18 protein-coding genes, 6 pseudogenes and 1 riboswitch are annotated in these 18,171 nt (G+C 57.3%); of the genes and pseudogenes, 10 read left to right on the top strand and 14 right to left on the bottom strand.

All coding sequences use genetic code 11. The features are described from left to right. The 11 genes and pseudogenes from NKI16_RS32715 to NKI16_RS32665 all read right to left on the bottom strand — a co-directional run. A pseudogene (locus NKI16_RS32715) lies at positions 1-272 on the bottom strand (hypothetical protein); the annotation flags it as partial. 113 nt (positions 273-385) lie between these two features. Further along, a pseudogene (locus NKI16_RS32710) lies at positions 386-1,072 on the bottom strand (IS6 family transposase). Beyond that, a complete protein-coding gene (locus tag NKI16_RS32705) occupies positions 1,045-1,272 on the bottom strand; it encodes a hypothetical protein (RefSeq protein ID WP_352924591.1) in 228 nt (75 codons plus the stop codon). The pseudogene NKI16_RS32710 and the gene NKI16_RS32705 overlap by 28 nt, the downstream one beginning before the upstream one ends. Positions 1,273-1,346: 74 nt before the next feature. Beyond that, a pseudogene (locus tag NKI16_RS32700) lies at positions 1,347-1,508 on the bottom strand (S-(hydroxymethyl)glutathione synthase); the annotation flags it as partial. A 201-nt stretch (positions 1,509-1,709) separates the two neighbouring features. Beyond that, a complete protein-coding gene (locus tag NKI16_RS32695; RefSeq protein WP_352924589.1) occupies positions 1,710-2,879 on the bottom strand; it encodes a M24 family metallopeptidase in 1,170 nt (389 codons plus the stop codon). A gap of 54 nt (positions 2,880-2,933) precedes the next feature. Continuing rightward, the gene (locus tag NKI16_RS32690; protein WP_352924587.1) at positions 2,934-4,457 is read right to left on the bottom strand and encodes an amidase; all 1,524 of its coding nucleotides are present in this window, start codon (positions 4,455-4,457) and stop codon (positions 2,934-2,936) included. 28 nt (positions 4,458-4,485) lie between these two features. Next, a complete protein-coding gene (gene ehuA / locus NKI16_RS32685; RefSeq protein ID WP_352924585.1) occupies positions 4,486-5,301 on the bottom strand; it encodes an ectoine/hydroxyectoine ABC transporter ATP-binding protein EhuA in 816 nt (271 codons plus the stop codon). Positions 5,302-5,303: 2 nt separating this feature from the next. Further along, a complete protein-coding gene (ehuD, locus tag NKI16_RS32680) occupies positions 5,304-5,969 on the bottom strand; it encodes an ectoine/hydroxyectoine ABC transporter permease subunit EhuD (RefSeq protein WP_352924583.1) in 666 nt (221 codons plus the stop codon). 2 nt (positions 5,970-5,971) lie between these two features. Then, a complete protein-coding gene (gene ehuC / locus NKI16_RS32675) occupies positions 5,972-6,637 on the bottom strand; it encodes an ectoine/hydroxyectoine ABC transporter permease subunit EhuC (RefSeq protein ID WP_352924581.1) in 666 nt (221 codons plus the stop codon). Positions 6,638-6,690: 53 nt separating this feature from the next. Next, on the bottom strand, positions 6,691-7,536 hold the full coding sequence (locus NKI16_RS32670; RefSeq protein ID WP_352924579.1) for a transporter substrate-binding domain-containing protein: 846 nt from the start codon (positions 7,534-7,536) through the stop codon (positions 6,691-6,693). Between the two features lie 135 nt (positions 7,537-7,671). Continuing rightward, positions 7,672-8,853, bottom strand: a complete 1,182-nt coding sequence (locus NKI16_RS32665; protein ID WP_352924577.1) for an amidohydrolase — start codon at positions 8,851-8,853, stop codon at positions 7,672-7,674. Positions 8,854-9,112: 259 nt separating this feature from the next. Here NKI16_RS32665 and NKI16_RS32660 point away from each other — a divergent pair, with 259 nt between their 5' ends. From NKI16_RS32660 to NKI16_RS32640, 5 genes and pseudogenes are all read left to right on the top strand, one after another. Beyond that, entirely contained in the window at positions 9,113-9,568 is a 456-nt protein-coding gene (locus NKI16_RS32660; protein WP_352924575.1) for an Lrp/AsnC family transcriptional regulator, read from the top strand. Positions 9,569-9,815: 247 nt separating this feature from the next. Next, a complete protein-coding gene (locus NKI16_RS32655) occupies positions 9,816-10,775 on the top strand; it encodes an aminotransferase class IV (RefSeq protein ID WP_352924572.1) in 960 nt (319 codons plus the stop codon). A gap of 73 nt (positions 10,776-10,848) precedes the next feature. Then, positions 10,849-12,039, top strand: a complete 1,191-nt coding sequence (locus tag NKI16_RS32650; protein ID WP_352924570.1) for a glycine C-acetyltransferase — start codon at positions 10,849-10,851, stop codon at positions 12,037-12,039. 161 nt (positions 12,040-12,200) lie between these two features. After that, positions 12,201-12,289, top strand: a riboswitch (glycine riboswitch). 134 nt (positions 12,290-12,423) lie between these two features. Then, positions 12,424-13,677, top strand: coding sequence for a D-amino acid dehydrogenase (locus NKI16_RS32645; RefSeq protein ID WP_352924568.1), 1,254 nt, complete (start codon positions 12,424-12,426; stop codon positions 13,675-13,677). A gap of 26 nt (positions 13,678-13,703) precedes the next feature. After that, a pseudogene (locus NKI16_RS32640) lies at positions 13,704-14,638 on the top strand (aldolase/citrate lyase/malate synthase family protein); the annotation flags it as partial. Positions 14,639-14,775: 137 nt separating this feature from the next. Here NKI16_RS32640 and NKI16_RS32635 read toward each other — a convergent pair. Beyond that, a pseudogene (locus NKI16_RS32635) lies at positions 14,776-15,003 on the bottom strand (ATP-binding protein); the annotation flags it as partial. Between the two features lie 329 nt (positions 15,004-15,332). Between NKI16_RS32635 and NKI16_RS32630 the strand changes: the two are divergent. The 5 genes and pseudogenes from NKI16_RS32630 to NKI16_RS32610 all read left to right on the top strand — a co-directional run. Next, positions 15,333-15,491: pseudogene (locus NKI16_RS32630) on the top strand (3-keto-5-aminohexanoate cleavage protein); the annotation flags it as partial. 48 nt (positions 15,492-15,539) lie between these two features. Next, on the top strand, positions 15,540-16,325 hold the full coding sequence (locus NKI16_RS32625) for an SDR family NAD(P)-dependent oxidoreductase (RefSeq protein ID WP_352924565.1): 786 nt from the start codon (positions 15,540-15,542) through the stop codon (positions 16,323-16,325). Next, positions 16,318-16,509 carry a hypothetical protein gene (locus NKI16_RS32620; RefSeq protein WP_352924563.1) on the top strand — a complete coding sequence of 64 codons (192 nt, stop codon included), beginning with the start codon at positions 16,318-16,320 and terminating at the stop codon, positions 16,507-16,509. The genes NKI16_RS32625 and NKI16_RS32620 overlap by 8 nt, the downstream gene beginning before the upstream one ends. Further along, the gene (locus NKI16_RS32615; protein WP_352924561.1) at positions 16,464-16,793 is read left to right on the top strand and encodes a recombinase zinc ribbon domain-containing protein; all 330 of its coding nucleotides are present in this window, start codon (positions 16,464-16,466) and stop codon (positions 16,791-16,793) included. Before NKI16_RS32620 ends, NKI16_RS32615 begins: the two co-directional genes overlap by 46 nt. Beyond that, positions 16,790-17,278, top strand: a complete 489-nt coding sequence (locus NKI16_RS32610) for a hypothetical protein (RefSeq protein WP_352924559.1) — start codon at positions 16,790-16,792, stop codon at positions 17,276-17,278. The genes NKI16_RS32615 and NKI16_RS32610 overlap by 4 nt, the downstream gene beginning before the upstream one ends. A gap of 23 nt (positions 17,279-17,301) precedes the next feature. Here the strand turns inward: NKI16_RS32610 and tnpB are convergent, their stop codons facing one another. Beyond that, the gene (gene tnpB / locus NKI16_RS32605; RefSeq protein ID WP_352924557.1) at positions 17,302-17,895 is read right to left on the bottom strand and encodes an IS66 family insertion sequence element accessory protein TnpB; all 594 of its coding nucleotides are present in this window, start codon (positions 17,893-17,895) and stop codon (positions 17,302-17,304) included. After that, a partial coding sequence (locus NKI16_RS32600; RefSeq protein WP_352924555.1) for a transposase domain-containing protein occupies positions 17,877-18,171 on the bottom strand: 295 nt, incomplete at its 5' end. The genes NKI16_RS32600 and tnpB, both read right to left, overlap by 19 nt.

Here is an 18,171-nt window from a genome sequence, read left to right as displayed (position 1 = left end):
ATCGGAACACCGGCCGGAATGAAATCGGAATGACTGGCCGGCTTCAAATCGGAATCGATGGCCGGCTTCATCGGAATACGCAGTCCAGGAATTTGCGGACAATTGCCGGCGCGCTCTTCCACTGTCATACGATCGATAGCGCAACCTCGTTGTTTGCTGACAAACGGCAGCAGCAGTGTAAGCGTGTCGCGGTAGCTGGCTTGGGTGTTGCGGGAAAGAATGCGTGCGGCAATCAGGGTTCTCCAACAGGAAACTACGGATCCACGGACCAAGGAGACTCTCACCTTCATGGTCGGCCCATTGCATATTGCGCAAAGCGCTGGCTGGCGGTTCCGTCGCAAAGTCCAGCTGAGGTCGCAAGGGCAGGTTGAGCGTCACGCGGCGCTCATGCGGCGAGCATTTCGAACTGCTTGGCAATGGAGGGCGTGGGACTGTAGGCAAACCTGGCCTGTCGTTTGCGCATCATATGAACCATCTCGATGCCCGAGAGGATAATTTCGGCGGTTGTGGTTGACTTGAAGCCGAGCATGGACCGGACGCGGCGCTTGATGCGCCTATGATCCTGTTCGATGCGGTTGTTGAAATACTGGCTCTTGCGGATGCTGATCGACTTCAGTGCTCGTCACGATCGATGCCGCAGGCGATTTTCAAGATCGCAAGATCGGATGGCCTCGTGATTGGTCTGGCTGCCGTCGATGGCGATACGTTCCGGCCTGCCATGGCGCTGCAGGGCCTTCCGTAAGAAGCGTTTGGCCGCCGGCAGGTCACGGTTTTCGTTGAAAAAGAATTCGACCGTATCGCCCACGCTGTCGACGGCGCGGTAGAGATACATCCAGCGACCGCGCACCCGGACATAAGTTTCATCAACGTGCCACTTGCCGGTGACCGGACGTTTTCTCCGGTTGAAGCGCTCAAGCAGCAGAGGCGAAAAATGCACGGCCCAGCGGTGGACAGTGGAATGGTCGACGTGCCGCTCGGCCATCATCTCTTCCAGATCACGTAGGCTGAGATTGTAGGCAAGATACCAGCGAACGCACAGCAGGATCACGGGTCGATCGAAACGGCGGCCCAGTGCGCGAGCGGCCCGGTGATCTGCGGGCTGCTGGCGCGGCACTGGCCGACTTTCATGGTCAGTGGCAGCTCTCCGCGCTGGCGCCCCAACGGGAGCTGGTCGCCGAGACGGAGGTTGATCGCACCATCGCCCGGATTGAGGACGGCTTCGCCACCGGGCGCGCCAGGCTGATGGCTGCGGTGGCCGATCTGCGGGGTCAAGGTCTGAGCCGGGCGGTTGGGCCTGTCGGGTTCTGCCACGGCGTTTCCGGATGGCCAATCTGCACAGGGCTGGTGATCGACGACACGTAAGCTGCGAAGCCGGGCGCCGTCCAGCCGCTCTCCTCGAAGCGCTCGGGTTGGATGAAGGACAATCCCTTGAACGAGTGATCTCGCTCGACTGGACCGTACATATCTACGCCGCACTCCTTGCAGGCATGGCGCTGGATCAGCGCGGAGGGACAGAGCTTGGGTTTCAGCCGTTCCGAAACAGTACCGCTCCTGCGGCTGATTTTTATCCCAAAACCACTGCGTCGGTGAAACACCCGCGGCGTCATCCGACCTCGCGGTGAAATTTTTACGAAGGCGCCGTCCCGGTCTGCGCGCGGATCGTGGTCGGATCGTCGTCATCGACCACTATCCCGCTGCCGGCCAAGTGGTCAGTTGATCGTTGGGAGATCGCGCGGTGCTCTTGGGGTGAGCAGTTGCGCACCGTCTTCGGTGATAAGAACTGTTTCCTCGTGAAGCACGATCTTTCCAGGCTCATATTCGAGCCCCGGTTCGATACAAAGAACCATTCCGGGTGCCAGCACAGTTTTGTCGCCGAGCCGGATGGAAGGCGGCTCAGTCACCCGAAGCCCCAGACCATGTCCCATTCTGCCATTGCTGTTCAAATCTTCCGCGTCCGAGGACAGGACGCTTGCCATAGCCGCAAAAATTGATTCCGCAACGACGCCAGGCCTTGCTGCGGCGAGGCCAGCTTCATTTGCCTTCCAGACCTGCTCGTGTGCTCGAAGGAGAGCGTCAGTCACATTTCCAACGCGGTAATTGCGGTCGTAATCGCAATAGTACCCGTCAAACGTCATTCCGGTGTCAATGAAAAGCAGATCGCCGTCAGCGATCGGACGATCGCGTGGCCCACCCGTAATTTCAAACGGACCGCCCAGGTCGGACCGAACGATAACCGCTGGGATGGCACCGGCACCCGCAGAATTCAGGCGTCCACGAAATTCCCGCTGAACGGTCCGTTCGCTGTCTCCCATCCGAATGAAGTTAGGGACATCGGCAAAAGTGACGCCGGCGATATCGATAGCGTTTTGAATCCTGGCAACCTCCGCCGGACTTTTGATCATTCGCAAAAGCCAAATGAGGTGTGATCCGTCTACGATTTCAACACCTTGCAGTCTGCTTCGCAAGTCAAGGAACTGGGCTACTGGCATTCCGATGCGCAACTCCATGCCAAGTTCGGCACCGATTCTTCCGTGGCGCCGAGGGAGCGCAGAAATTGCTTCAACCAGAAGGGACGTGCCCTCGTCTTCAGGGCGAGGCGACGGCCAAGACCTGATGTTTTTGACCCACGTCGTTTTCATGATTGCGCGACCGATCTCAGGGATAATCGCGATGGGCTCACCTTCGGCTGGAACGAGCACAAACCATGGTCGGGTGTAGCTTTCCCAAAAAGTCGAATCGATGCCGGCGGTATAGCGTATGTTGTCCATCGAAGAGAGCAGAATGCCATCAAGTTTGTGCTCTCCCATCAACGCCTGGGCACGTACAAGCCGCGATTCGAACTCGCTTCTGGTGAAGCTCTCATGTCGGTCAGCGATCATCTCTTATCCTTTGAGTTGTCTTGGCGCATCTGCGCGCCTGCGCTGTGATGGTGGTCAAACAGGCCAGCGCGCGCCTGGCTTCAGAAATACGCTCTGATACATTTCTTCGAGCGCGAGTGCCGCCCCCAGAACTCCAGTGTCGTCACCGCGTGCGCCGATCACCTGTATGCCAATCGGGAGGTGGTCACTTGAAAAGCCCACAGGGATCGAGCAGGCCGGCTGTTGACTGAGGTTGATCGGAAAACTGAACGACGCCCATTCGATCCAACTGTCGAAATCGCTTCCCAGAGGCGTCTCGCGACCAGCTTCGAAGGGTAGGACTGCCACGGTGGGAGACAGAATTACATCGAGACTGGACAGCAGTCTGTCCATTTCAGCTCCGAACTGAGCACGTCGCAGCTCCGCCCAAATTCGATCTACCCCGCTGTAACGTCTTCCCGCTTCCGCAGCCTTCACAAGTCCGGAATCCATCGATTCCAGCGTTGTTTCAGAGTATCCTGACAGACGGTTTGCCGCACCGACGTACCAGTGCCGATAAAACACCTCCAGAAGATCGTCGCCGAAAGGCAAGGTGATTTCCTGTACCTCGGCGCCTTCCGCTATCAAGTCTTGAACAACACCATCTATCGTCCCGCCTACCTCGGCGCTTATGTTGCCGGCCACCGGCGCTTTCCAGTAACCAACGCGCCGTCCCGCCCAAGATATCGGATCAGACTTCAGCTGCGAGAATTCGAAGTACGGCTGAGTCCAGTCGCGCAAATCGCGACCTGCCATAGCATGGAGCATGTTGATGCAGTCCCGTACCGACCGGGTCATTGGTCCAATGTGTGCGACTGTTCCAAAGGCACTGGGAGGGTAGGCTGCAACCCGACCGAAACTGGGCTTGTGCCCGACGATGCCCGTGAATGATGACGGAATCCGGATTGAGCCGCCTCCGTCTGTGCCCAAGTGCAGCGCTCCAACACCTGTGGCAGCTGCGACAGCCGCGCCTCCGGACGAGCCGCCTGGCGTGAGGTTAGCGTTCCATGGGTTTCTTGTAGCACCGAAGACCGGACTGTCAGTTACCGCCTTCCAACCGAACTCAGGCATGGTTGTCTGAGAGATGAAAACCGCGCCAGCCATTCGAAGGCCGGCGACCGCCGGCGCATCCTTCGTGAAAGGTGTTGTGTCGGTCGTTGCACTGCCAAAGCGGACGGACCAGTTCTCGACATGAACGATGTCCTTGAGCGTTGTTGGAACGCCGTCGATAGGTGACTGTGGCTCACCAGCCCGCCAACGCGCTTCAGATGCTTTTGCAGCAGTGAGAGCTCGGTCGGCATCCACGAACGTGAAGCAATTCAGCCTATCCTGAACTTCGCTTGCATGCTGTAGACAGGCGTTTGTTGCTTCTACGGGCGACAGATCGCCACTGCCATATAACCGTGCAAGCGTTTCTGCGTCGAACTGACATAGTTCTGGAATGTCAGTTTCATTGGATGGAGAATTAACCATAGCAAGTCCTATCTGGCGCCACTTTCTGAATGGAATTGATGGCTTTCGAACTTCAAAGCGAGTGCCGGGGCGCAGCAGATCATCCATTGAAGTCGCGCTTGGCCCGAAAACTCGATCAGTCGGCTTCTTTGACCGCCCGCAAGAACTGCTGCGTCCGTTCCTTGGTGGGATTGAGAAACAGCTCTGAGGGGGATCCCTGTTCTTCGATTTTGCCGCGGTAGAAGAAGCAGACACGATCCGATATGTCGCGTGCGAAGCCCATTTGATGCGTCACTAGGAGCATGGTGAGGTTGTGCTCAGCGACGAGCTTGCGTATCACCTGGGTGACCTCACCGATCACTTCCGGATCGAGAGCGGACGTCACCTCATCAAACAACATTACCTTCGGTCTCATCGCCAACGCACGAGCAATGGCAACGCGTTGCTGCTGCCCCCCTGAAAGCCGCGAAGGATGCTGATCCTTCTTCTCTAGCACGCCAACCATCTCAAGGAGCTCAATGCAGCGGTCGCGCGCTTCGGATTTCGTCAGCTTGAGGACTTGGACAGGGCCCTCCATGCAATTTTCGAGCGCCGTCATGTGGGGAAACAGATTGAAGTGCTGGAAACAGATTCCAATGTCGGATCGCTTGGTTCGGATGTGTTTTTGATCTGCCGGCACGAGCCGCCCGTTTCGCTCCATGTGCGTCAGAGGTTGGCCGTCGACATAGATGCACCCGTCGTTGATGGGATCGAGCGTCATAAGCACCCGCAAAACGGTAGTCTTGCCAGAACCCGAAGGCCCGATAATGGTCACCGTCTCGCCCGCTGCGATATCGAGGTTCAGCTCGTCCAATACGACGAGCGAACCATAGGATTTGGTGACGTCACGGAAGCTGACGATTGGCTTCTGGTCGCCAGAGAGCTTCAACGGCAGTGCTGACGTGCCCTGCATCTCTACATTCCTTGCCTGCGCCGAACATAACCATCGACCAGCTTCACCAATCCTGCTGATGGAAGGGAGATCACCAGGAATATGAGGCCGACCAGAGTAAACGGCTCTAGAAACCGATAACTTTCGCCGCCAATAGAATTGGCGGCGCGCGTCAGTTCAGTGACGCCGATGACCGACAGCATCGGAGTGTCTTTGAATATTCCGATCAGATAGTTTCCCATTCCTGGAATGCAGAGTGGAAAAGCTTGAGGTAATATTATCCTTGTATACATTTGCCTCGGTAACATGTTCAGCGCAGTTGCAGCTTCAAACTGTCCGCGAGCGACCGCGTCTATCCCGCCACGATATACCTCAGACAGATAGCAGGCGTAGTGCAGGCCGATAGCCAACATGCCTGCCACCCAGGGGCTCAATCTTAATCCGAACTGCGGCCCTACGTAGAAAACCAAAAAGACTTGGACCAGAAGTGGTGTGGAGCGAATGAACTCAATCATCTCCCTCGTAACAACTGCTACGATGAGGGGCTTGGACCGCAACAATGAGGTCAATACAAGCCCGAGCACAATCGCAATCAGATACCCCAGCAGCGCAGCTATCACAGTGTTTCCTGTGGCCAAAAGCAACCTTGGTAGAATCTGCCAGGTAAATTCCCAATCCCAGTTGAACACAGTCAGGCACCCCCCAGCTTTCGGCGCAGTCCCCGCTCTAGGAAGCGCATCGCGGGCGTAAGAAGAAACCTTGCCAAGACATAGTATATTATGAGAGCTGCGCCGAAAGCTTGGGCCGAAAGGTATGTGAGGCCATTGATCTGCCTGACTTCGAACATGAGATCGCCAACCGAAATCAGCGCAACGAGTGCTGTCGCTTTCAAAAGCTCAATCTGAAGATTGCCCCATGCCGGCGATGCGATTAGGAGCGCTTGGGGGAGAATAATGCGACGCATTCGCATCGAGCTTGTCATCTTCAACGCGATCGCTGCCTCCGTCTGCCCTTTCGGAACAGCTAGGACCGCGCCCCGAACCAACTCGGCTCCATAAGCTCCGATGTTCAGACCGATGGCCAGACAGCCGGCCGTAAACTTCTCGATTGTCAGACCGAATAGAGGTAGGACGAAAAATATCCAGTAGAGCTGCACCAAGAGTGACGTCCCTCTGAAGAGCTCCACATAGATGTTGGCGATCCAACGCAGAGGTGAAATCTGAGCCAATTTTGAGAGCCCGGCAGCGATCGCCAGCGTGATGCTCAACACGCTTGAGCAGGCAAATACCAAAACGGTGGTATAGGCACCCGAAATTAGCTGGGGTGAATATTGGACAAAAAAATCCAGAAGATTCATATTCCTACCTCAACCAGCTGTGCGGGCTCAGATGAGCCCGCACAGCCTTCAAATCAGCGGTTGGAACATGCCCACTCGGTGGTTGTCGACCTTGGCAGGTTCACCTCAGTTAACCCGTATGGCCTAACAGCCTCGATCATTTCAGGGGTGCCGATGTATTTCTTCAGAGCCTCATTGAACCGCGCCATAAAATCGGCGTCTTCCGATCTGAAACCAAGGCCGACATAGTTCTGCGTCCATTCGGGAAGATCATTCGGACTGGTCGCCTCAAGCTCCCCCTTCGATTCATCGGCAACATTCTTGACCTCGAAATAGGTCATTCCCCCAGCATCTGCGCGGCCCGATCTAACTGCGGCGACGACCTCAGTCCCGCTTGGAACCTGAGTGATCTGCTCATCCGCAACGCCTTCTTTCTTTGCAGCCTCGATCAGATTGGCACCCGAGTAGGTTACGAAGGCGGCGTTCTTGGCCGCTATGTCTTTGTAATTATGGATACCCTTCGGATTGCCCGCCGGCACGAGAAACGCGTCACCAGTTTTTGCGATCGGCTCGGAAAAGCTGATGTTCTTACAGCGGCTTCCCAGGATGGACATGCCACCGGTGATGATGTCGTACCGACCAGCCTGAAGACCTGGGATCATACCACTCCATTCCGTCGGCACGGGCTGGATCTTGGTGATACCCATGCTCTTCAGGAGGTCGAGCGCGATGGTATTTACGAAACCCTTTGGTTGACCCTGATCGTCGAGAAAGGCGTAGATCGGACCATTGGTGAACCCAATCCGGATTGGCTCGCCTGCCTTTACTCGGTCCTCCAGCGGACCCGCATGTGCTGGGAATGAATTTGCCAGACCCGCAATACCTGCCACCAGCAAGGCGGCTCCCATCTTAATCCCCATCGAAGTTCCCTTTTCTTCACCAGCCGTTGCCACAGCTATATCGCAAGATGCTAGCGCACGCCGAACAAAGCATTTCATTCAAAAACGAAGCTCGGATGAAACGCGCGAACCAGATAACCCTTTTGTCGACGGCGGTCACCGCACACTTCCCGTACCCAGTGTAGCTGATACAACATTCACCCAGTACGCTATGCCATAGCGGATAGCGGGATCATTGAAGTCGTAGTTGGGATTGTGGAGTGCAGCGGTGTTACCGTTACCAAGGAAAATCATCGCGCCTGGCCGAGCTTCAAGCATGTATGCAAAATCTTCAGCACCCATGACCGGACGGATGCGGCAATTCACGCTCTCCACTTGAGACGCCGCCTCTGCAGCGCGCGCTGCGATAGCGGTAGCTTGTATGTCGTTGACTGTGACTGGCACCGAACGGCGGTAGCGATAGGTAATGTCGCCGCCGAAAGCCTGCGCTATCTTTCGTGCGATGACCTCAATTTGCTGCTCCGCATAATCGCGGAGGTGGGGGGCCAAAGAACGGACAGTGCCCGATAGTTCTACCTGGTCAGCGATAACGTTGTAGGCGTTTGAAGCGGACAGTTTCGTTACGGAGACGACGAGCGAATCTGTCGGATCGGTGCATCGCGAGACCAGGGACTGCAGCCCAGTTATCGTATGAGCAGCTATTACAACCGGATCGATAGCGAGGTGGGGGTTTGCAGCATGACCACCGCGGCCTTGAATTGTAATGTCGAAATCGTCTTGCGAGGCCATGAGCGGCCCGCCGCAAATTGCGTACTTTCCCACTTCCAGGCCAGGCCAATTGTGAAGACCAAATACCTGCGAGACTTGCAATCGGTCCAGAAAGCCGTCCTGAACCATTCTGAAGCCGCCGGATGGGAACTCCACCTCTTCTGCAGGCTGGAAAATTAATGCCACACGTCCCTTGAAGTCCCGTGTCTCCGAAAGGTGCTTAGCCGCACCGAGGAGCATTGCCGTATGCCCATCATGGCCACAGGCATGCATTTTGCCAGCGGAACGCGATGCCCATGCAAGGCCTGTTGTTTCCTGAATGGGTAACGCGTCCATATCGGCTCGGAGGCCGATAGTGCCCCCCTCCCCTTTATCCCCGTTTATAAGTGCCAGCACACCCCTCCCGCCAATGCCAGTTTCGATGTGACCTATTCCGAAGGACGCAAGTTTGTCCCGTACGAACTCAGCTGTTTGGTGTACGTTGAAGTCAAGTTCGGGATTGCTGTGAAGATGCCGACGCCACGTAGTGACTTCAGCTTCCAAGCGTGAAAACTCTTCCGCTTTGCGCATTCAAAAATCCTTCGGGCCGGCGTTCATCTCGGAGATTCAGCAGCCACCGCGTTGTCAAACAATTTCGAAAGGCATGCATTAAGATCTGCCGCTTGTCGCTTCAAAAAGAGAAGCGGTTCGAAACCGCGCGAGCATTTTTCGCTCGGCTGTGAACCGAATGCGTCACCATAATGGGATAAGTGCCCTTACATCTACGGAGTCGACAGCGCATATTCCCCACCTGGAGCATAAACCTCCGCCTCAAAGATGGATCCCAAATATGCTCGACGATCTTGATCGGCGCATCCTCGCTACCCTTCAAAAAAACAACCGCGTCTCGTTTTCGGAGCTCGCCGATATAGTCGGATCGTCGGCAGCCTCATGTATGCGCCGTGTCAACAAATTGCGATCTGATGGCATCATCACGGCAGACATTTCACTGGTCGACCCTAAAGCGCTGGGAAAAACATTGACGGTTGTTGTCAACGTCGAGTTGGACCGAGAGCGCCTCGACTTGGTTGACGACTTCAAGCGGGCGATGCGCGCGGCCAAGGAAGTGACCCAGTGCTACATGGTTACAGGCGATGCTGATTTCGTTCTCATTGTTGCTGTCGAAGACGTTGAAGCCTTTGACGTCTTCGTCAAAACTAAACTCTACACCAACCCGAACGTGCGAAAGTTCAAAAGTATGATCGCACTGCATCGCGTGAAGTTTGAGCCGCGTGTCCTGACATAGCGGCGGTGGCGAGACCCCCTCCGGCCGCTCAAAACCCGAGCATTTTTGAAGCGTTCATTGCGGTGCATTGAGCAATTTGATCGTAATCCTCCCGTTCAAGTCTGCAAAGTAGCGTCACCGCTGTGCGAACCACCGGCATCTGTCGGCGTGTTACCGCGCACATCGATTTCGATCGCGTTCCGTCTCGGCTTCTCGCCGGCCTCAAAGACAGGGCGCTCACACTGCGACCATTTGGGAATCTCAGGAAATGACACTTGCCGCAGCTCAACCTGTCACGATGCTTCCATCAGTTGACGACCGCCACCGAGATCCAAGGCACTACCCGCACGGCGTAGCTTTCATGGACGGTCAGTACCTGCCGATGTCCGAGGCCAAGATCTCGGTGCTCGACTGGGGCTTCCTGCATTCGGATGCCACTTACGATACAGCGCATGTCTGGGAGGGGCGTTTCTTCCGCCTTGATCTGCACCTCGACAGATTTTGGGGTGGCATGGAACGCCTGAGGATGAAAATACCGTACCTGCGCGAGGAAGTTACGGAAATCCTGCACAATTGCGTGGCCCTCTCCGGACACAAGTCTGCTTACGTCGAAATGATCTGCACCCGCGGCGGATCTCCGACGTTCAGCCGCGATCCCCGTCAGTCGGAGAATCGCTTTATCGCGTTCGCCGTTCCGTTCGGGTCGGTCGCGAACAAGGAACAGCTGGAACACGGCCTGCATGTGTCTGTCAGTGAGACCGTTCGCATCTCGCCCAAGTCCGTCGATCCGACAGTCAAGAACTACCATTGGCTTGATCTCGTGAAAGGACTTTTCGACGCCTTTGATGCTGGCGGAGAGACGGCCCTTATCCTCGACGAGAACGGAAACGTTGCTGAAGGTCCCGGCTTCAACGTGTTCGTCGTCAAGGATGGTGGACTGAGGACGCCGGCGTTTGGCGTGTTGCCGGGCATCACCAGACGTAGCGTCTTCGATCTCGCAGCGGAAACTAATCTAAAGGCCGTCGCCGAAGACGTCTCTCGGGCCGACCTATCTGGGGCGGATGAGGTGTTCATCACCTCGACTGCGGGCGGTATCATGCCTGTGACGCGGGTAGATGGAGCGCCGATCTCAGACGGCACTGTGGGACCTGTCACGAAGCGCTTGATGGATCTTTATTGGAAGAAGCATTCGGATCCAGCCTGGTCGACGCAAGTCAGTTATCCGTAAGTCGGCATTGCAACGCTGGCGCCTCAGTCTGTTCAACGGCTGAGGCGCTTTTTAATTGGACAGCCGCCCTGCTATGACCAGCGCATTCATTTCCCATCTTTCCGACGAACTTGAAGGGCTTAAGCAGGCCGGGCTCTACAAGTCTGAGCGCGTCATCACCTCGATGCAATCGGCCGAGATCGAGGTGGCGAGCGGCTCCAAGGTGCTGAACTTCTGCGCCAACAATTATCTCGGCCTTGCCGACAGCGAGGATCTGCGCGACGCGGCGAAGACGGCCCTTGATCGCTATGGCTACGGTATGGCGTCGGTACGCTTCATCTGCGGCACGCAGGAGGAGCACAAGCAGCTTGAGGCGCGGATCTCGTCGTTCCTCGGGTTGGAGGACACGATCCTTTACTCCTCCTGCTTCGACGCCAATGGCGGCCTGTTTGAAACGCTGCTCGGTGAAGAGGATGCGATCATCTCTGACGCCCTGAACCACGCCTCGATCATCGATGGCGTGCGGCTCTCCAAAGCCAAGCGTTTTCGCTATGCAAACAACGACATGGCCGCACTTGAGGAAGAGCTGAAAAGGGCGGAAGGCTCGCGTTTTAAACTGATCGCGACCGACGGTGTGTTCTCAATGGATGGCATTATCGCCAATCTTGGCGGCGTCTGCGATCTCGCGGAGAACTATGGCGCAATGGTCATGGTAGACGACAGCCACGCGGTCGGCTTCGTTGGCAGGCATGGGCGTGGCTCGGCAGAGCATTGCGGCGTCGAGGGTCGGATAGACATCATCACCGGCACACTTGGCAAAGCTCTCGGGGGTGCCTCCGGCGGGTATACGTCGGGCAAGCGCGAGGTCGTCGACTGGCTGCGGCAGCGCTCGCGGCCCTATCTCTTCTCCAACACGCTAATGCCGGCAATAGCAGGCGCGTCTCTGAAGGTGTTTGATCTGATCGAAGCCGGCGACGCCCTGCGCGAGAAGCTCTACGCCAACGCGAACCGCTTCCGCTCCCAAATGACCCAGGTAGGTTTCACACTAGCCGGCGCCGATCACCCGATCATCCCAGTCATGCTCGGCGATGCATCACTGGCTCAGGCGATGGCCGAGATGATGCTGGCACGCGGCATTTATGTCGTCGGCTTCTCGTTCCCTGTCGTCCCAAAGGGACAGGCGCGGATCAGGACGCAGATGTCAGCCGCGCATTCGACCGCCGATGTTGATCGCTGTGTCGACGCATTTGTCGAGGTAGCAGCCGAACTCGGAATGACGTTCTGACCCCTGATCGAGTCGGCATTCTAGCTGATAAGTTGAGTGTTAGGGTTCGCGAGCTTTTGCCTCAGCCGTTCAAAATCGACTGGAGGATGGCGTCTTTGCTGCATCATCGCACAGACATTGATCTGAAACCAGCATCCCGCATAGGCATGATATCAGCGTTCATAGGTAACGCGGGAGAGACTGGCATCGCCAGCGCCGACGGAGCAACCCCCCAAGGAAACTCTCAGGCACAAGTGACCGCCTCGCCGAACGATCTGGAGAGAGACGCGCAAGCGTCCACCGAAGGGGAAAGCTGGCCACGCCGGTAAGCTCTCAGGTACCGAGACAGATTTGGGGATCAACCGCAGGCGTCACGCCTGCACCCGAAATCTGCTGGAGTTGTACATGCCCAAAATTGTTGTGATTGGCGCCGGGATCACCGGAGTGTCGACCGCGTACGCCCTGATCCAGAGCGGCTACGAAGTCGTCGTCCTGGAGAAGCAGCGGTATGCAGCGATGGAAACATCTTTTGCGAACGGTGGGCAACTATCTGCCTGCAACGCGGAAGTCTGGAACCACTGGTCAACGGTCATAAAGGGCATCAGATGGATGACTCGCCGCGATGCTCCGCTTCTAATGAATCCGGCTCCCTCCTGGCATAAATATAGCTGGCTGGCCGAATTCATGGCGAACATCTCTCGATATCGCGAGAACACCATCGCCACCGCGCGGCTGGCAATAGCCGCGCGACAACATATGTTCGACATCGCTGAGCGCGAAAAGATCGATTTCGACCACGTCCGGAAGGGCATTCTCCACGTCTACTACGACAAGGCCGGATTCGATCATGCCGCGAAGGTCAACGAGATGCTGGTCGAAGGCGGCCTGGACAGGTATGCGGTCGGACCTACAGAAATTTCCACGATTGAACCAGCTCTGACTGGCTCCTTCCACGGTGGGTTTTACACGCCTTCCGACTCGACGGGTGACATCCATAAATACACGAACGGCCTTGCTCGGGTGTGTGAGGAGCGTGGTGCGCATTTCATTTATGATGCCGGCGTCACGAGAATTGCGAAGCGCGACCGTTTCACGATCAGCTACACTCGAAGTGCTTCGACAGGCGGAAGCGCGATCGAGCAGCTTGAGGCCGACGCCGTTGTCGTCTGCGCGGGCGTTCACAGCCGCTCTATCGGCGCCATGCTCGGCGATCGTTTGAACGTTTATCCCGTCAAAGGGTACTCAATCACCGTCGACCTCAGCGACGAGCGCTCCCAGGCATCTGCGCCTTGGGTCAGTATCCTAGATGACCGGGCGAAAATCGTCACCAGCAGATTGGGACAGCCGCGTTTCCGTGTTGCTGGTACTGCGGAATTCAATGGAGCTAATCGCGACATCAGAGATGATCGTGTACGGCCCCTGGTCGATTGGACGCGTACTCTTTTCCCGGGAATTACGACGAACAAGGTCATTCCTTGGGCCGGCCTCCGGCCAATGATGCCCAACATGATGCCGAGAGTTGGCAAAGGAAAAATGGCGGGTGTCTTCTACAACACCGGACACGGGCATCTAGGTTGGACACTGTCAGCGGCGACATCGGCAGCGCTTGCTGAAGTGATTGCCAATGAGATCCCAGCCGAAGCGAGACTGGCCGTATGACGATTTCGGATGGAGAGAGATCTAGTCTGGGCCGTGTCGATGTAGCTGATCTGAAGGTAGCGAGGGAACTGCATGCCTTTGTGAATGACGAGGCATTGCCCGGCACCGGGGTAGACGCCCGGGACTTCTGGGAGGCTTTTTCTTCGATCGTGCATGATCTCGCTCCTCGCAACCGCGAACTCCTGCAAATCCGCGAGGTGATGCAGGAGAAGATCGACCGTCGGCACCGCGGCCATGGCGCACCGGAGGATCTCGAAGCTCACAAACGGTTTTTCGCGAGATCGGCTACATCGTGGCGGAAGGTCCGGACTTCAGCATTTCGACTAAGAATGTTGACCCGGAGATCGCGACGATCGCCGGGCCGCAGCTCGTCTTGCCGGTGATGAATGCGCGTTACGCACTGAACGCCGCGAATGCCCGATGGGGTTCGCTCTATGACGCACTCTACGGCACGGACGCTATTCCCGAGGATGACGAGGTCGTCATCGATGCAAACTCGCAGATCGGCAAGGGCGATGCCACCGGCATCTCCGACGTGCGGCTGGAATCCGCGATGACGACGATCGTGGACTGCGAGGATTCCGTCGCCGCGGTCGATGCCGAGGACAAGGTCACCGTCTATCGCAACTGGCTTGGCCTGATGATGGACGATCTGCAGGAAGAGGTGACGAAGGGCGGCAAGACCTTCACCCGCCGCCTTAATCCGGATCTCGTCTATAATTCGCCGGACGGCTCGAAATTCGAGCTGCGCGCACGTTCCCTCATTCTGGTGCGCAATGTCGGGCATCTGATGACCAACCCGGCGGTGCTCAACCGTGGCGGCAACGAGGTGCCGGAAGGCATCATGAACGCCTTCGTGACGGCAGCGATCGCGCTGCACGACATCGGCGAGAAGTATGGCCGCCGCGCGAATTCGCTTGCCGGCTCGATGTATGTCGTGAAGCCGAAAATGCGTATTCCATTGAAACCGGACAGTGATTCCGAAACGAAACCGGACGCTTATTCCGATAGAATACCGGACGCGATTCCGAGGCGAAGCCGGACGGCGTAGAGCGCCTCAGGGTCTTTTTTGACATTTGTCGACGAAGTCGTTTTCGGTCAAGCGGGAGTTGCGTCTGCGACTGGCAGGACCTTGTGTTTGCGCATGCTGTCGCCGGAGAGTTCGATGCGATAGGCGTTGTGAACAAGGCGGTCGAGAACGGCATCGGCGATGGTCGGATTTCCGATCATGTCATACCAGTGATCCACGGGAATTTGACTTGTGAGGATGGTGGAACGCTTCTCGTAGCGATCCTCAACTATTTCCAGGAGATCGCGGCGTTGTTCGGGTTGTGTTGCAAAGTTTTTTCTGCGTCATGAAGGTGGTCGAGACCGGTCGCTGTCATGACGCAGAAAAAACTTTGCAACACAACCCTTGTTCTGGCCCCTCATTAGGGCGGCTGGCCGCAAATGGGAATGGGTTCAAATCATGCGCATTTTTGCGGCTGGCGTTTCACGCGACGAGCCATTGTGATGTAACTGATTCCGCCCTTGCTGTCACCTTCAGAACGTGGATAGAACGATCAAGAGAGGGTTTCGTCGGCAGCAACTTGCTTAGAACCTATCATCGGTCTGGCCGAGCCTTGGAAGAGTCAGCTGTGGGCGGAGGAATGGATATGATTTCCGAGGTGTTCATCACCTGCGCGGTCACAAGGGGCTAGGCCGAACGTGGAGCATAGCCCGCATGTGCCTGCGACTCCTAAGCAGCTCGCCAACTCGGCCATTGAGGCGGCGGGCGCGGGGTTGTACACATCCAAATGCGCGATCCCGAGACTCGGCGGACTTAGCCGCATTGGGCAGTTTTTTTAATCAGGAGGGCAAAAATGGCCAAGTTAAGCGAACAACAAGATTTGGAGTCGCGCGCGGATGGATGGTCGCTTGACGGCCGCGTCGCGCTGGTAACCGGAGCAGCGGGCGGCCTTGGAAAGGCTATCGTGAGCGAACTGCGTGAGCGTGGGGCTGACGTGCACGGTGTGGACGTCAGCGGCGCGGGTGTCTTTCACGCAGATCTGTCCACCGCGAGCGGGAACCAAGATATGGTAGCACATGTACTTGCGACCGCTGGACGTCTCGACATCCTCGTACTGAATGCTGGATGTCAGTTCCTCTCGCCGCTGGATCAGTTTCCAGACGCTGAATGGGAGCGTCTTCGTGCTGTAATGTATGACGGACCATTTTTCGCCCTAAAGGCGGCGTGGCCGGCTTTGACAAAAGCCCCTGGCGGGCGGGTCGTGGTCACGGCATCATCCGCGGGTTGGCTAGGTACAACTCAGAAGGTTGCGTACACTGCCGCAAAGCATGGGGTTCTCGGTTTGATGCGCACTGCGGCGTTGGAGGGCGCTGCGCACGGGCTGACCGTCAACGCCATCGCCCCCGGATGGATGGATACTGGGATCATGCGTGGTCAGCTGGAGGCTCAGGCGAAGGCCCGAGGCAAAAGCATCGACGATGTCATCGCGACTTTCCGCGCGGCGCAACCGGGTAATCGTTTCGTGGATGTTCGTGAGGTGGCGGCCACCGTTGGCTTTCTTGTCAGCCCTTGTGCTTCCGGAGTCAACGGCACGTGTGTCCCGGTTGACCTCGGCGCATGTGCTGGTGGCGATGGCTGACTGGCAAGTGGTCATGCCTGAAATGCATCTCGGCTACATCGTCTGGGCGCGCTTCAAGGTGAACCAGGAAAAGCTCACCGACAATGCCCAGGCCTATACCTACACCGCAAGCCCGGCCTGGTCCGGGACGGGCCGGGCTTGCTTCAGGGCCGTGTCCCTTGCGGCTTATGCGGCGAGCGCTTGAGCGTCCAGTACAGTCAGGAACATGGGCAGTCGGTCCCGAGCTATGTTTGCAAGGAAACCGCCAACCGTCCGGGCGGCAAGGTCTACCAGTCGGTGCCGGGCGAGGTGGTCGACCCGGCCGTCAGTGCGGTGTTCGTCGAGCTGATGACTCCAATGACCCTGGAAGGTCAGCGTCGCGATGCAGCGCGAGCTGGAGGCCCGCGTTGTCGAGACCGACAACTTGCGTCGACAGCATATCGAAAGAACGCGCTACGACGCCGAGCTTGCCCGGCGAACGCTATATGAAAGTCGATCCTGACAACCGCCTCGTCACCGACGCCCTCGAGGCCGAGTGGAACGAAAAGCTGAGGCTGCACACCGATGTCGTCGACGATTACGAGCGGCGGGCGCCCGAGGAAGCCGCTGCCCTCGACGCCCAGATGCGCCAACGCATCCTCGATCTCGCCGAGCAGTTCCCTCGGATTTGGCGCGATCCCCGTGTCGATGTACGCGAGCGCAAGCGCATCCTGCGCTTCCTCATCGCCGACGTGACCCTAATCAACGCGGACAAGATCAAGGTCCATGTACGGTTGTCCGGCGGAGCGGCACGGACCTTGACCCTGGATCGGCCGCTGCCGATCGCCCAGATCCGTAAATTTAAGCCTGATCTGGTCGCCGAGGTCGATCATCTACTTGATCGTCACTGCCACCGCGAGATCGCCGAGATCTTCAACGCACGGTGCCTACAGCCGCCTCCAGAAGGGCGATCAGAGCAAGAAATCAGCGGTTGAGGGAGCTTGTCCCGACACCCCAATCACATACCCGAAAGACCTCGTCTACGGAAGCAAAGTCGACACACAATCAATGAGAAACGATCGAATTTAGCTGGCCAGACGCGGTCGATAAATCTTGTTCTGCCGGCGCCAGTCAATCCCGTCCAGAAGCAGCGAAAGCTCTGCCTTGATAAGCGACACAGTCCCTGATCCTTGGTTGTCGGCCAGGCAAAACAACCCTCGGAAAGCCGCTTTGTAAAAAGGCAGAACCCCTGGTCGTCATGCTCCAGAATCTTGATGATATCACCCTTGCGTCTACGGAAGCAGAAGATCGCGCCGGTATGCGGGTCGAGCGCGAGCACCTGCTGCGCCATCCGCGCCAGGCTGTTGATCCCGCGGCGCATATCGATCTCACCGCAGCAAAGGTAAATGCGGTCGGTCGGCACCACCATGATCACCTGGTCAACTCCGCCAGGACGATACGCAGCGCCGTCGGATGACGGTCCCGTCGATCCGCAATCGCGCGCCGTTCGGAAAGCCACGACGATCCTGCCGGCCGGGTCCGGGCAATCGGCGACGGGACGCTCGACCTCGGTAAGCGGGCAGCTGAGGCCGTTCAGCGCTGGTAATTCCATGGCATGAGGGCGTCGATATCGCTGTTTGGCCAGCCATTGGCAATGCGCTCGAGGGTCAGGGTGAGCCAGGCGTGCGGATCGACCTGATTCATCTTGGCGGTGGTCAGCAGGGTGGCGATGGTGGCCCATGTCCGTCCGCCGCCGTCGCTGCCCGCGAAGAGGCTGTTCTTTCGGGTAATTGTCTGCGGCCGGATGGCGCGCTCGACGGTGTTGGAGTCGATTTCGATCCGGCCGTCAGTGAGGAAGCGCTCCAGCGCGGCACGCCGGCCGAGTGCA

This window comes from Mesorhizobium sp. M0698, assembly GCF_040320455.1.
Taxonomy (GTDB): domain Bacteria; phylum Pseudomonadota; class Alphaproteobacteria; order Rhizobiales; family Rhizobiaceae; genus Mesorhizobium.
This window is presented reverse-complemented; position numbering and strand designations above follow the sequence as displayed.

Coding starts and splice junctions, on each gene's coding strand:
- NKI16_RS32665 (WP_352924577.1), bottom strand. CDS start 8,853: ATGCGCAAAGCGGAAGAGTTTTCACGCTTGGAAGCTGAAGTCACTACG.
- NKI16_RS32610 (WP_352924559.1), top strand. CDS start 16,790: ATGAAAGTCGATCCTGACAACCGCCTCGTCACCGACGCCCTCGAGGCC.
- NKI16_RS32660 (WP_352924575.1), top strand. CDS start 9,113: ATGCTCGACGATCTTGATCGGCGCATCCTCGCTACCCTTCAAAAAAAC.
- NKI16_RS32655 (WP_352924572.1), top strand. CDS start 9,816: ATGACACTTGCCGCAGCTCAACCTGTCACGATGCTTCCATCAGTTGAC.
- tnpB (WP_352924557.1), bottom strand. CDS start 17,895: ATGGAATTACCAGCGCTGAACGGCCTCAGCTGCCCGCTTACCGAGGTC.
- NKI16_RS32670 (WP_352924579.1), bottom strand. CDS start 7,536: ATGGGGATTAAGATGGGAGCCGCCTTGCTGGTGGCAGGTATTGCGGGT.
- NKI16_RS32625 (WP_352924565.1), top strand. CDS start 15,540: ATGGCCAAGTTAAGCGAACAACAAGATTTGGAGTCGCGCGCGGATGGA.
- ehuA (WP_352924585.1), bottom strand. CDS start 5,301: ATGCAGGGCACGTCAGCACTGCCGTTGAAGCTCTCTGGCGACCAGAAG.
- NKI16_RS32690 (WP_352924587.1), bottom strand. CDS start 4,457: ATGGATGATCTGCTGCGCCCCGGCACTCGCTTTGAAGTTCGAAAGCCA.
- NKI16_RS32620 (WP_352924563.1), top strand. CDS start 16,318: ATGGCTGACTGGCAAGTGGTCATGCCTGAAATGCATCTCGGCTACATC.
- NKI16_RS32695 (WP_352924589.1), bottom strand. CDS start 2,879: ATGATCGCTGACCGACATGAGAGCTTCACCAGAAGCGAGTTCGAATCG.
- NKI16_RS32645 (WP_352924568.1), top strand. CDS start 12,424: ATGCCCAAAATTGTTGTGATTGGCGCCGGGATCACCGGAGTGTCGACC.
- NKI16_RS32650 (WP_352924570.1), top strand. CDS start 10,849: ATGACCAGCGCATTCATTTCCCATCTTTCCGACGAACTTGAAGGGCTT.
- ehuC (WP_352924581.1), bottom strand. CDS start 6,637: ATGAATCTTCTGGATTTTTTTGTCCAATATTCACCCCAGCTAATTTCG.